At 67.5% G+C, this 12,764-nt stretch carries 13 protein-coding genes; 10 read left to right on the top strand and 3 right to left on the bottom strand.

Annotated elements, in window-relative coordinates:
* Window positions 1-110: 110 nt before the first annotated feature.
* Genes SROT_RS08370 through SROT_RS08360 form a run of 3 tightly spaced genes read left to right on the top strand, consistent with a single transcriptional unit; the run spans window position 111 to window position 2,028 of the window.
* Entirely contained in the window at window positions 111-689 is a 579-nt protein-coding gene (locus SROT_RS08370; RefSeq protein ID WP_013138586.1) for a DinB family protein, read from the top strand.
* A complete protein-coding gene (locus SROT_RS08365) occupies window positions 686-1,393 on the top strand; it encodes a hypothetical protein (protein WP_013138585.1) in 708 nt (235 codons plus the stop codon). The genes SROT_RS08370 and SROT_RS08365 overlap by 4 nt, the downstream gene beginning before the upstream one ends.
* Entirely contained in the window at window positions 1,390-2,028 is a 639-nt protein-coding gene (locus SROT_RS08360) for a LysE family translocator (protein WP_013138584.1), read from the top strand. The genes SROT_RS08365 and SROT_RS08360 overlap by 4 nt, the downstream gene beginning before the upstream one ends.
* 91 nt (window positions 2,029-2,119) lie before the next feature.
* On the opposite strand, the gene SROT_RS08350 is transcribed toward SROT_RS08360, so the two are convergent.
* Window positions 2,120-2,761 carry a TetR/AcrR family transcriptional regulator gene (locus tag SROT_RS08350; protein ID WP_013138583.1) on the bottom strand — a complete coding sequence of 214 codons (642 nt, stop codon included), beginning with the start codon at window positions 2,759-2,761 and terminating at the stop codon, window positions 2,120-2,122.
* Between the two features lie 77 nt (window positions 2,762-2,838).
* Between SROT_RS08350 and SROT_RS08345 the strand changes: the two genes are divergently transcribed.
* The 6 genes from SROT_RS08345 (at window position 2,839) to SROT_RS08320 (ending at window position 10,762) form a co-directional block, all read left to right on the top strand.
* Window positions 2,839-3,768: an SDR family NAD(P)-dependent oxidoreductase gene (locus SROT_RS08345; RefSeq protein ID WP_013138582.1), complete on the top strand. Its 930-nt coding sequence runs from the start codon at window positions 2,839-2,841 to the stop codon at window positions 3,766-3,768.
* A 686-nt stretch (window positions 3,769-4,454) separates the two neighbouring features.
* The gene (locus SROT_RS08340; protein WP_013138581.1) at window positions 4,455-5,180 is read left to right on the top strand and encodes a response regulator transcription factor; all 726 of its coding nucleotides are present in this window, start codon (window positions 4,455-4,457) and stop codon (window positions 5,178-5,180) included.
* Window positions 5,158-6,678 carry a sensor histidine kinase gene (locus tag SROT_RS08335; RefSeq protein ID WP_013138580.1) on the top strand — a complete coding sequence of 507 codons (1,521 nt, stop codon included), beginning with the start codon at window positions 5,158-5,160 and terminating at the stop codon, window positions 6,676-6,678. Before SROT_RS08340 ends, SROT_RS08335 begins: the two co-directional genes overlap by 23 nt.
* Window positions 6,679-6,722: 44 nt before the next feature.
* Complete coding sequence (locus tag SROT_RS08330) at window positions 6,723-7,616, top strand: glycosyltransferase (RefSeq protein ID WP_013138579.1); 894 nt, start codon at window positions 6,723-6,725, stop codon at window positions 7,614-7,616.
* Window positions 7,594-9,561, top strand: a complete 1,968-nt coding sequence (locus SROT_RS08325) for an ArnT family glycosyltransferase (protein WP_013138578.1) — start codon at window positions 7,594-7,596, stop codon at window positions 9,559-9,561. The genes SROT_RS08330 and SROT_RS08325 overlap by 23 nt, the downstream gene beginning before the upstream one ends.
* A 328-nt stretch (window positions 9,562-9,889) precedes the next feature.
* A complete protein-coding gene (locus SROT_RS08320; RefSeq protein WP_245535270.1) occupies window positions 9,890-10,762 on the top strand; it encodes an SGNH/GDSL hydrolase family protein in 873 nt (290 codons plus the stop codon).
* On the opposite strand, the gene SROT_RS16750 is transcribed toward SROT_RS08320, so the two are convergent.
* Together SROT_RS16750 and SROT_RS08315 are read right to left on the bottom strand one after the other, a co-directional pair.
* Window positions 10,763-10,915: a hypothetical protein gene (locus SROT_RS16750; protein ID WP_013138576.1), complete on the bottom strand. Its 153-nt coding sequence runs from the start codon at window positions 10,913-10,915 to the stop codon at window positions 10,763-10,765.
* Between the two features lie 11 nt (window positions 10,916-10,926).
* Window positions 10,927-11,289, bottom strand: coding sequence for a hypothetical protein (locus SROT_RS08315; protein WP_148223393.1), 363 nt, complete (start codon window positions 11,287-11,289; stop codon window positions 10,927-10,929).
* A 138-nt stretch (window positions 11,290-11,427) separates the two neighbouring features.
* Between SROT_RS08315 and SROT_RS08310 the strand changes: the two genes are divergently transcribed.
* Window positions 11,428-12,735 carry a cytochrome P450 gene (locus SROT_RS08310; protein WP_013138574.1) on the top strand — a complete coding sequence of 436 codons (1,308 nt, stop codon included), beginning with the start codon at window positions 11,428-11,430 and terminating at the stop codon, window positions 12,733-12,735.
* Window positions 12,736-12,764: the final 29 nt, after the last annotated feature.

Genomic DNA, 12,764 nt, shown 5'->3' with positions numbered 1-12,764 from the left:
TCCCAGCAGGTCCCGGCTTGTTCGAGGCAGTCGCGGGCAGCGTGCCGGGTCGGCGGTGTGGCATCGGGAGCGCCCCGCGTGCCACACTTGGGGCTGTGGCCGAGACAGACATGAAAGCAGCACTGCGCGAATATCTGCAGATTGCTCGCGAGGCGGTGCTGTGGAAGCTCGACGGGCTCTCGGAGTACGACGCGCGCAGGCCTCTCACTCCGACGGCGACGAACCTGCTCGGCCTTGTCAAGCATCTGGCCAGTGTCGAGTTCGGGTATTTCGGCCTGGTCTTCGGCAGGCCGCCGCAGGAGGATGTGCCGTGGTGGTCGGACGAGGCGCACCCCAATGACGACATGTGGGCGACGGCCGACGAGACGCGCCAGGACATCGTCGCGCTCTACCGCAGAGCGTGGGCTTGGGCGGAAGCCACCATCGAGGACAAGCAGCTTTCGGACCGAGGCCGAGTGCCGTGGTGGCCCCCGGAACGCGCCGAGCCGACACTGCACACCGTTCTGGTCCATGTGGTCGCGGAGACGAACAGGCACGCTGGTCACGCCGATATTGTGCGTGAGATCATCGACGGGGCGGCAGGGCATCGGGCGGGCAACGACAGCCTTGCCCCGGGCGGTCCGGCGTGGTGGTCCCAGTATCGCGATAAGCTCGAACGCGTGGCACAACAGGCAGGTACTCTTCGGTGAAGGCTCAGGCGTCCGTTTTCCTCGCGCTCGCGCTCATGCTCGTGGGGTGCTCCACGAAGCAACCCAGCGCGGCCAGCAGCAGCAGAGCGTCTTCTGCGGCTGCTGCGCCGACGCTCGGCAAGGGGAGAGTCGTCACGCCCGAGGACGTGGGCAAGGAGCCGTTGCGGTTGCGGCTCGGCGAACCGGTGACCTATCAGCGCGACGGCGTGTCCATCACGCTCGCCCCAACACGCTTGGAGAAACTGAACGGCACGCCCGAAGGCTTCGAAGGGCAGATCATCGACTGCGGTTCGTGGTGGCGCGTGACCGAGACCTGGGTCATCGACGTCAAACCGGACACGACATGGCGCAGCTGGCGGCGGGACTTCCAAGGCGTGTTCGGCCTGTTCGGCGAGGCGAAGGACCCGAAGTACGGCTTTTACAGCGAAGTCGCGACCTCGGCCATCTCGAAGAACGCCGACGACCTGGACCGGGCGCTCGGCGACGCCGAGCGCGCCTGGAAGTTCACCGGGCCTCTGCACTTCGAGAAGACCGGCCCGCAGTATCTGGCCGGCTGCAAGCTCAACGTCGGACCTGGCGCCGCGCAGACCGGCCAGCAGTTCGTGCCGGACGAGCGGCCGCTGACCGAGCTCGAAATAGTTTTGCCCGCGAAAGAGGGGCAGAATCCGAGGGAGTGGCCGACGCTGGCGATCTGGAAAGTATGAGCCAGGGCGGCCTGCTTGCGCTGGCCGGGGTGTGGGCGGTCGGTCTTCTCTCGCCCGGCCCGGACGTCCTCCTCGTCGCGAACAGGGGCATCGCGAAAGGGCTCTCCCGAGCCTTGGCCGCCGCGGCGGGTGTCGTTGCGGGGATCGAGGTCTGGATTCTCGCATCATTGGCCGGCCTGGACGCTTTGCTGCGCGAGTTCCCGCATGCCCGCGCTGTTTTGTCCGCGCTGGGCGGTGTGTGTCTCATGTTCCTCGGCTGGCAGTCGGCGCGGTCGGCGAAGAAGCCCGTGCCCGAAGAGGCCAGCGTGGTCGAGCCTGAGGATTCGGGGTGGGGAGCGGATTTCCTCGCCGGGCTGATGACCAATTTGGGCAATCCCAAAGCGTTGGTCTTCTTCGGAGCCCTGCTCGTGCGTTTCGTGCCGAAGGAGGGCGGGTTGGCCGGGCAGTTCGCGGTGTGGGCGGTGATGACAGCGATGGCATGCGCGTGGTTCAGCGCGCTCGCGGTGTTGTTGTCCCAGAGGTCTTTGCGGACCAGCCTCATGGCACGGATGCGCCGTGTGCACTTTGTGACGGGCGTTGTCTTTCTGTGCCTCGGCGCGCTCATGGTCGGCGAAGCCTGCGCGGGGCGCGCGTGAGGGCGGCTTCGCCGCGTTGTTGCCGCAGCGCGCCGCCGCCTGGCGAGGGGGCCGCCGCGTTCGGCGGGCGCTGATTGCACGGGCGCTGAGTTCAGCGGGATCCGAGGTCGATCACGCCCGTCGAACTGGAGTCTGCCGCAGCTGTCCCATCGGCCCCCACGAAAGGGCTGACGAGGCTCGCGAGTTCGCTGAGCGGCGCGAATGAGACTTTCGGGTCGATGATCCTGCGCACCGCGACGCCCACGACAAGGTTCATCACGGCCTCGGCGACCTGGTTGACCGGCATCAATTCGACGAGTTCGGGGGGCAAGAAATCCTCCATGGCTTTGGTGATGAACGCCACGCTCTGCACATGTCGCCCCCCTTCTTGCTGCACGAATTCGTGATCGCCGCGAACGGCGAGGGCGAATTCCAGCTCCAGCAGGGGCCACCCGCTGCGCAGCACCTCCTCGCTCCAGCTGTCGATCCGAGCGCCGATGTCGGCGGCGCGCGAGCGCAGGATCGTTTCGAGCTCTTTGGTCCGTTCGGTTTGGATTTCCTGCAAAACCTCCAATGCGAGGGCCGCTTTGCTGGGGAAGTTCGAGTAGAAAGCGCCGCTGCTGAACCCTGCGTGCTCGGTGACGGCGGCGATCCCGGTGGCGTTGTAGCCGTCCCGCAAGAACAGTTTGCGCGCGGAGGCGAGCAGCAGCGCGCGGGTCTGCGCCTGGCTGTCTGCGCGGGTCATGCGGGGCATGGGGGAGAGTCTAACCAACGCAATTCAGATAATGCTACTCTTTGCATTGACCTGTTATCTGAACGAGAGGTGTGGCCATGAGCGCTCCGACGACCCTGCAGCGAGCGGAAGAGCTGCTGATGGAGGTGGTCGGCCCGCGCCGGCTGAAAAGCCTCGACAAGCTGAGCGCCGAGGTGCGGGGAAAAGTCGCCCTGGTCACCGGGGCCTCGTTCGGCCAAGGCGAGGCTACGGCCAAACTTCTGGCCAGGGCGGGCGCGGTCGTCGTCATCGCCGCGCGCACGAAAGAACGCCTGGACGAGATCGTCGCGGAAATCCAGGAGCAAGGCGGTCAAGCGCACGCGTACCAAGTCGATATGGGGGACTTGCGCGCCGTCGACCAGTTCGCGGCGGACGTGCTCGCCGACCACGGCCATGTGGACTACCTCGTCCACAACGCGGGCAAATCACTGCGCCGCTCCATCTATCTCTCCTGCGAGCGGCCCAAGGACATGGACGCGATGGTGGGTGTCAATTTCCTCGGCCCGATGCGGTTGACCATGGCGCTCCTGCCGAGCATGCGCGAGCGCCGCAGCGGGCACATCGTGAACATCTGCACGGCCGGGGTGCTCTTCCCGGTCGCGCCGCGCTGGGGGTTCTACCAGGCGTGCAAGGCCGGTTTCGACGTGTGGCTGCGCTCAGTGGCGATGGAGACCAGGGCCGACGGGATCGGGCTCAGCACGGTCTACGCGGGGCATCTGAAAACCAGAATGGTGGCCACAGGCTGGGTGCACATGACTCCGGGGCACACTCCCGAGCAGGCGGCCCAGGTCATCGCCCGCTCGCTGGTGTCCAAGCCCCGCATACAAGCTCCGTACATCGGGCGCCCGTCGGAGATCGCCGCCGCAATTTTCCGCACCCCGTTGGAGATGTGGCTCGGCTTCGTGAACAAGCACACCAAAGAGACCGAAGCCTCGATCCGCGCTTTTGAGGCGGCGAAGGCGAAGCTCTCCGAGCAGCCCGCGCGCTGACGCCGGGGTTCGGAGCGAGTGTCAGAAGATCATGGAAATCGCTGTACCGCAGGGCGCAAACGGTTTACTGCGGCGTCCCGGTCACCGAAACTCCATCTCAGGCTTGTTGGGCGCTCATGCCTCATCTGGTGAGCACTCGGTGAGCACGAGCCTCGGGCATCCTGGTCCCGTGGCATTGTTGGAGTTGCCTGGCGATTTTCCGAATGGCCGTGTGCCGATAATCGACATTATGTCATTTCAAGTACTGCGTATTGCACCAGATGAGTCACTGCCCCTGTCCGGTCTCACTGTCGTTGGCCATTGTCGCAATGAATCTGGACATTCCCGGAGCAGGCTCAAAAGCGGCCAGGTCTATTCAGACGCCCCCCGGTTGCTCGTCGAGGTAAAGCCGTGCGACTTCGCCCGGCTCGTCCTCTCGTACGTGTCTGTTTGCGCGTGGATCGTTTGGAATGCCGACCTTGAACATTCCGCTGATGGTTTTCCAGGCCCCCGACTGCCATTGAGGGCGAAAACTCGGCTCTACGGCGACCTGAGAGCGTTTTGCCTGTTCAGCAGCATTTTTCAGTGCTCGATGCTCGGATTCGCCCGAGTGGGCGATGCTCCGATGCGCACGAGGTGAGCGCTGAGAGGCTTCTCGAGCTGAGGGCTCATAGCTGGCGCATAGCTTCAGGCGGGAGAATCGTCGGATGCCTCTCTTGGACCAAGTACCGCGCCGCGCGGGCGGAGGGCCCGCGCGAGTGCTCGTGGTTGACGACGAGCAGGCTCTGGCGGAGCTGGTGTCGATGGCGCTGCGGCGAGAGGGGTGGGAGCCCGCCGTGGCCTTCGACGGGGCGGGGGCGATCAAGCTTGCCCGCGACGCGGCTCCGGACGTGGTGGTGCTCGACGTCATGCTGCCAGACATGAGCGGCCTGGAGGTGCTGCTCAGGCTGCGCGAGATGTATCCGGCGCTGCCGCTCCTGCTACTGACTGCGAAAGACGCGGTGGAGGACCGGATCGCCGGGCTGACGGCGGGCGGCGACGACTACGTGACCAAGCCGTTCAGCCTGGAGGAGCTGATGCTGCGGGTGAGGGCGCTCTTGCGCCGCGCGGGCATGGCGGGAGAGGACTCAGACGCCCGGATCGTGGTTGGGGACCTGGTCCTGGACGAGGACAGTCACGAGGTGTCCAGAGGCGGGGATCCGATCGTTTTGACCGCGACGGAGTTCGAGCTGCTGCGGTTCATGATGCGCAACGCCAAGCGGGTGCTCAGCAAGAACCAGATCCTGGACCGCGTCTGGAGCTACGACTTCGGCGGACGGTCGAACATCGTCGAGCTGTACGTCTCTTACCTGCGCAAAAAGATCGACACGGAGCGGGAGCCGATGATTCACACGCTGCGAGGCGTCGGGTATGTGCTCAAACCGGCCCGCTGAACCGAGGCGGCGGCGCGGGCCGAGGACGTGGTCGTTGCGGGCCCGGTTGGTCGCGGCGCAAGCGGCGTTGCTGGTGCTGGTGTGCGTCGGGGTGGGCACGGGGACCATGTTGGCGATGGACCGCTACCTGTTCGGCCAGCTCGACGCTCAGCTCCGCGACGCGAGCGGGCGCTCGGTGGTGCTGTTCGACCTCGGGCCGCCCCCGCAGCTCGCCGACGACAAGGTGCGGTCCGGGCCGGGGCCAATCTTCCTCAACGCGCCGGGCCAGTCCATCGGCACGGTCGGCGCGGTCATGGCGGGCGGGCGCGTTGCGGAGGCGGCGGTCATCACGTCGAGCGGCGCGCGGCAACGGCTCGCCGAGACCGCCTACCGGCAACTGGCGGCCGCTCCCCGGGACCACGCCGCGACCATGAGGCTCGACGGCCTTGGCGATTACCGGGTGTTGAAAGCGCCGGCGAGCGACGGCACAGAGGTTGTGACCGGGCTGCCCGCCGCTGAGGTGCAGAGCACGCTCTTGTCGGTGTTCGGCATCTTCTGCGCCGTCGCCGCGGCGGCGCTCGGTTTCGCGCTCGTCGCGGGGACGCTGATCGTCCGCCGAGAGCTGGTCCCTTTGTCGCAGGTAGCCGATGCGGCGCAAGAGGTGGCCGACCTGGACCTCGACCGGGGCGAGGTCGAGCTGCCGACCCCGATCGTCCAGATGGACCCCGACCGGTCGCACACCGAGGTCGGCCAGCTCGGCGCCGCGTTGAACCGGATGATCGCCCGCATTGCCGACGCGCTCTCGGCGAGGCACGCCAGCGAGACGCGGGTCCGGCAGTTCGTGGCCGACGCCAGCCACGAGCTGCGCACCCCGCTGGCGGTGATTCGAGGCTACACCGAGCTGGCCCAGCGAGACCTTGCCGAAGTCCCTGCCGAGGTGGCCCACGCGATGGGGCGGGTGGGCGCGGAGGCGGTGCGGATGACCGGGCTCGTCGAGGACCTGCTGCTGCTGGCCCGCCTGGACTCGGGGCCCCTTTTGGAGAAGAAGCCGGTGGACTTGTCGCAGCTCGTCGTCGACGCCGTCAGCGACATCCATGTCGCCGCTCCGGACCACCTCTGGTCACTGGACATCCCCGACGAGCCGGTGGTCGTCCCAGGCGACTGCGCTCGCCTGCACCAAGTGGTGGCGAACCTGTTGTCCAACTGCCGGGCGCACACCCCGCCGGGGACTTCGGTGACCGTCGCTCTCGCCGCCACCACCAGCGACGCCGTGCTGACGGTGGCCGACGACGGACCAGGGATTCCCGCCGCGCAGCAGTCGGAGATCTTCGAGCGGTTCGTGAGAGGCGACAGCTCGCGATCGCGCCGAAGCGGCGGCACCGGTCTCGGGCTCGCGATTGCGGCTGCTGTCGTGGGCGCCCATGACGGGGACATCACCGTGCGCAGCTCCCCCGGCGACACAGTGTTCACTGTCACGCTGCCCGCTCGCTGGTCGGATGCGTTCATAGCGGACGCATAGGCGTTTCCCATCCCAGGCCCATGCCAGGGCCGCAGGATGAGTGTATGAAGAGTCTCGCGCCACACCGTCCCCCCAACACTTTCCGTCCCGACGCCATTGTGTTGGCCAAGCGCCACGGGGTCCCGGTCCTCGATGTCGTCATGCCGGTGCGCAACGAAGCGAAGGCTTTGGAGCAATCCGTGCGGCGGCTGCACGGCTACATGCGGGAGCATTTGCCGTACCAGACGCGGATCACGATCGCCGACGAGGCCAGCGAGGACGACACGCCCCGCGTGACGCAGGCTCTGGCCGAAGAGCTGGACGGGCTGCGGGTGCTGCGTTTCGAGCAGAAAGGGCGCGGCGGGGCCTTGAACGCGGCGTGGTCGTCCTCGTCCGCCCCGGTGCTGGCCTCGATGGGGGTCGGCCTTTCCATCGATCTTGCGGCGCTCGCGCCGCTCACGGCCCCGCTGATCTCCGGGCATTCCGACGTGGCGCTGGGCTTCCGCGCGCGACACGGCGCCCTGGGGGGCGTGTCGCGCGCGGAAGCCATGTTGCTCGCAGTCGTCCTGCGGGCGAAATTCCCCAAAGCCCGGTGCGGTTTGACCGCTATCCGCGCCGAGGCCGCCCGCGAGTTGCTGCCGCATGTGGCTGACGCGGACCACTTCTTCGACACCGAGTTGTTGATCTTGGCCGAACGCGTCGGGCTGCGCCTGCACGAGGTGCCCGTCGACTGCGCGGCGGACGGCGACCGCCCGGACGCCGCTCCCCCTGTCGGCGACCTCAGGGGCTGCGCCCGGCTCGTGTGGGAGCGCCTTGTCGGGGCCGTCCCGGTCCGCCACCTGGCGGACCGGCTCGGCTCCACCCCCGCCAGGGGTTTCCTGTTGCGCCAACTCGTCCGTCTCGCCTCATCAGGGCGACAGGTTTCGGAGGCCGCCGATGCGCGCACCAGACTTGCTTGAGGAGCAAGCCGGCTCGGCGGCGGGGACGACAGGCATGAGGGCCGCGCCCGGCCGCCGGAGAGCGGCCGTTCCGAAACACCGTTGGGCTGTCGCGGCGTTGCTGGTCTCGACGACCGGGTTTTGGCTGATCGGGCTGAGCCGCAACGGGTGGGCGAACGCCTTTTACTCCGCTGCGGCGCAGGCCGGGACCCAGAACTGGAAGGCGTTCTTGTTCGGCTCGTCCGACGCGGGCAATTCGATCACCGTCGACAAACCTCCGGCGGCGCTGTGGCCGATGGAGATCTCCGCGCGGATCTTCGGGGTCAACACTTGGTCGCTCCAAGTGCCCCAGGTGCTTTTGGGGACGGCTTCCGTCGCGCTGCTGTACGCCATCGTCGGGAAGCGGTTCGGTCCCGGCGCGGGCCTGCTCGCGGGGTCCGCGCTGGCGCTGACCCCGGTGGCCACGCTGATGTTCCGCTACAACAACCCCGACGCGCTGCTGGTCTTCTTGATGATCGCCGCCGTGTGGGCGTTGCTGCGCGCGGTGGAGGACGGCCGCACGCGGTGGATCGCGTTGTGCGGCGCCTTGGTCGGTCTGGGCTTTTTGGCCAAACAGCTGCAAGTCATGCTCGTTGTCCCCGCGCTGGGCGCGACCTATCTGGCGTGCGGACCGAGGCCGCTGCTGGTCCGGCTGGGCCAGTCGTTGGTCGGCGCTGTTTCCGCGCTCGTCGCGGGCGGATGGTGGGTGCTGCTGGTGGAGCTCACCCCCGCTCGCGACCGCCCCTACGTCGGAGGCTCCACGAACAACAGCTTCCTGGACCTGACCTTCGGCTACAACGGCCTCGAACGCTTGCGCGGCGGAGAAGGCGGCGGTCCCCCGGCCCCGTGGGGCGGCAGCACCGGACTGACGCGCATGTTCAGCGATGTCGCCGGGTCGCAGATCTCCTGGCTCTTGCCCGCCGCGCTGGTCTTCCTCGCAGCTGGCCTCGTGCTCTGCAGAGGAGCCGGGCGCACCGATCCCGCGCGGGCCTTCTACCTGGCGTGGGGCGGCTGGCTGATCACGACTGCGGGCGTGTTCAGCTTCATGACGGGCCTCTTCCACGACTACTACACCGTTGCCCTCTCGCCCGCTGTCGCAGCGCTCGTCGGGGCCGGGGCGGCGCAGCTGTGGCGGCTCCGACGGACGCGCGGGGCTGCGCTGGTCCTCGCGGCGACGACAGCCGCCACGGCGGCTTGGTCGTGGGTCCTGCTCGGGCGCTCGCCGGAGTTTCTGCCGCCCCTGCGCTGGGCGGTCTTGGCCTTCGGGGCCGGGGCCGCTGTCTTGATCGCCACTGCGGCGTCCGCGGCGCGTTGGCGCAGCACCGTGACTCTCGTGTCCGCCGCTCTCGCCGTGTTCGCGGGCCCTTTGGCGTACTGCGTCCAGACGCTGGGCACAACGCACACCGGCGGCATCGTCACGGCGGGGCCGGAGATTCCCGACGCGAAGACGCCCTTTCCGCAGTCAGCCTCCCCGGGGACGACAGGGGGGAACAGCGTCGGCCCGGCCCTGCCCGGCCCCGCCAACGTCACCGCGGGGATGGTCGCGCTCCTGTCGAAAGACGCGGGCGGGTACCGCTGGGCCGCCGCCGCGCAAGGTTCCAACGAAGCCGCCGAGTACCAGCTCGCGACGGGATTGCCCGTCATGCCGCTCGGCGGATTCATCGGCGGGGACCCCGCACCGACGCTCGCCGAGTTCCAGCGGTACGTCGCCGAGTGCGAAATCCACTACTACATAGCCCCCGGCGAACGCGGTCCGCGCCCGCCCGCCGGCTTCGACGCGCCGCAGGAGGCGGACATGGCGCAGGAGGCGGAGGAGCCTTCCGAAGCAGACAAAATCGCGGCCTGGGTCTCCCGGAATTACCGCGCTGAAGTGGTTGACGGCGTGACTGTCTACGACCTGACAGCCGCGCCCACGTCCGGGCGATGACGGCCGGGCCTTCTGCGGCGCCGCTGCAGAACAGCGCGACCTGAGACATCGCGCGAACGGCCGCGTCGTTCCGGTCTCACCGGGACGACGCGGCCGTTTCCTCCCCAGACGCGACGGCTCCCCCGCTGCCATTCGTGCCGAAAAATCGGTTCTCCGGGGTTTGAGGAGCCTTGTGCCTGTCCCTGCGTCCAGCCCCCGAGCGCGCGAGGGTGTTCACGCGCCCGATGCTCGGATAGACTTCGCTTCTCATCTCCTTGGCAACGAGGCCGGGGCGATCGATAGGCAGAGAGCTGGTTTGATGCGGACGCGTGCATTGCTATCGACAAGCTTGTCCACCCTTGTGGCGCTCTTCGCCTTGCCTGCGGCAGGGGCGGGCGCGGAGCCGGAGCGGCAACCGGTGCGGCATTATGTGGCGCTCGGCGACTCGTATGTGAGCAAGCCCGGCGTCCGGGGACTGGACCCGGACGGGCCGAATTGCGCGAGGACTGACGAGAATTACCCGGCCGCGGTGGCAGCGGCTCTCGGCCTGGAGCCGGGCAACGGTTTCACCGACGCGAGCTGCGCGGGCGCGAAGAGCGGCGCGCTGGCGGGCGAGCAATTGAGCGTTCTCGGGGTTGTGGTCCCGCCGCAGTTGGACGCGGTGACGGAGGACACCGACCTTGTGACGGTGACTTTTGGGGCGAACGATCAAGATTTCATGTTCAAACAGGTCACCACATGCCTGATGATCGACCTCACGGATCGGGACGGCTGCCGCAAACAAGGGCCGGAGGAGCAGCCGCTTCTGAGCGAGCAGGGTTTCGCTGGGGTCCGCGACAATATCCACCGGGATCTGCGCGGCGCTGTGGATGTGATCAAAAGCAAAGCCCCGAACAGCAGGATCGCTTTGGTCGGGTACCCGCAGGCTTTCGTCAGCGGACGCGAGTGCACGGCGTCGTTGCCGATGACTTCAGGCGACGCGGCGTGGATCAATGAGAGGCTTCAGGGCATCAACGCGACCATGCAGCAGGTGGCCAAAGAGACCGGGACGATCTATGTGGACGTCTACACTCCTTCGACGGGGCACGGGATCTGTTCGACGGGGCCGACGTGGGTGTCCGGATTTGTCACGACGAACTGGCTGGAGACCGAGCCGATGCATCTGACTCCGCTCGGAGCGCAAGAGCTCGGAAAAATCATTGCCGCGAAGGTCAGGCCGTGATCAGGAACCGAGGCCGTTCGGCGCGGTTGCTGCGCTGCTGATCGGCTTTCCAGCGGCAGGCGCGGGCGCGGTGACGGAGGACTCCGACCTCGTGACGATCGGCATTGGCGAGAACACCCTCGATTTCTTCGCCACGACGTTGAGCACCTGCATGCCTATCCACCTCACGGCGCGCGAACTCCCCGTGCAAGCGGCAGGGCCCGACCGAGCAGCCTGAGAGCCAGCCGCTGCATTTGACTCCGCTCGGGGCGCAGGAGGTCGCGAGGCTCATCCTCGCGAAGGTCTGACAGCCGTCGGCAACAGGTAGTCGAGGGCGAGGCGCGGATCGCGTCGTCGTTTTCGAGATCAATGCTGGTGGTCTGGGTGAGAATGAAGGAGAGGGCGGGGCGGGTGTGCAGCAGTTTCTTGAGCAGCGCATGCTCGCCGAAGAACCGAACATTGAAAATCGTGGTGGCCACGATGCTCTCTTCGAATGTCGCGCTGATCCGCTCCGATTCTTGCATGTAGCGCAGGGCTTCGGAGAGCACGAGCGCTTCGTGGAGCGTGGCTTTGGTGGGGAAACGGCGTCTGGCACGAGTGGCCGTCGAGTGGTAACTGGAGACTATGAGACAATCAACGTCCCCCAATGTCTCACCTTTGAGGATCGGACGCAGGAGCATCGCGCGATGGAAGCGAAGATCTGGATCCGGTGGGCCTGCCTGCACGGCTCGACCCGCGCGGCCATGCGAGTGATCGGTTGGCGGGGCGAGCCGCTGGCAAGGCTTGTGTTGGGCCGCGGCGAAGGCGAGGAGCGCTACCGGCTGCTCGGTCGGCTCCGGGATCAGGGAGTCCTGGTCAGAAAACCTTTCGTCTGGGCGAGTGGTGACCACGGGGTTTGCCGGGCAGTGCTGCGGGACAACAGATTCGCGGCGGCGGACGCCGAGGTTGTCACTATCCCGCCGCTTTTGTCTGCGCTGTTCCGCAAGACCGACCCCCAGGTGCCCAATCCTGTCGAGCCCCCTGCGATGGTGGCGATGAACCCGCCCGAGCACACGCATTACCGCCGTCTGGTCGCGCAGAGTTTCACGCCCCGCGCGATCGACAAGCTCAACGACAGGGTCGTTGAGCTTGTCACGGAGCTTCTGGACAATTTCGAGGACGGGCAGAGCGTGGATCTGGTCCGGAGCTTCGCCGCGCAGCTCCCGGTGACGGTGATCGCCGAAATGCTCGGCATGTCCGCCGAGTCGCGCGAAGGCATGCTCGACTGGGGCGACGCGGGAGCTCCGTTGGTGGGCCTCGGCGTCACCTGGCCGCAGTACCGCCGGGGCATCGCCGGTTTGCGGGAAGCCGACCGGGATTTCCGCGCGCATTTCGACCGGATACGGCGCGGCGCCTGCCGAGACGACACGCCGTTCACACGGTTGGCCGCTGACGGGCAGCTGTCCTACCGCGAGTTCGCGGCCAACGCCGCCCTCCTCGTCGGAGCTGGTTTCGAGACCACCGTCAATCTGATCGCCCACGGGATCGTCCTCTTGCTCCAACACCCCGACCAGTTGGCGCTGCTGCGCGATGACCCCAGTGCGTGGCCGGGAGCGGTCGAGGAGATTCTGCGTTTTGAGAGCCCCGTGCAGATGACCGCGCGGGTCGCCCGTGAGGAGGTCGACATCGCCGGGCGGCGTTTGCGGCCCGGCCACGTTGTCGTTCTGCTCCTCGGCGGGGCCAATCGGGACCCGAGTGTTTTCCCCGACCCTGATCGGTTCGACGTCACTCGGCGCAACGCGCGCGAGCACCTCGCGTTCGGGTCGGGCGTCCACGCCTGTGTCGGCGGCGCGCTGGCCCGGGCTGAGGGGGCCGTTGCGCTGCGCATGCTGTTCGAGCGTTTCCCCGGTCTTCGCCTCATCGCCCCGCCTGAGCCGACGAAGATGAACAATCTGCACGGCTACAAGCGGCTCCGGGCGGATCTCGGCGCCGCCGCGATGGAGCCGAGCCGATAACCGGCCGCGGCGGGGACGCCGCGGCGCTC

It is taken from the genome of Segniliparus rotundus DSM 44985, from assembly GCF_000092825.1.
GTDB lineage: Bacteria > Actinomycetota > Actinomycetes > Mycobacteriales > Mycobacteriaceae > Segniliparus > Segniliparus rotundus.
Note: the sequence above shows the minus strand (reverse complement) of the source record. Positions and strands in the feature narration are given on the sequence as shown.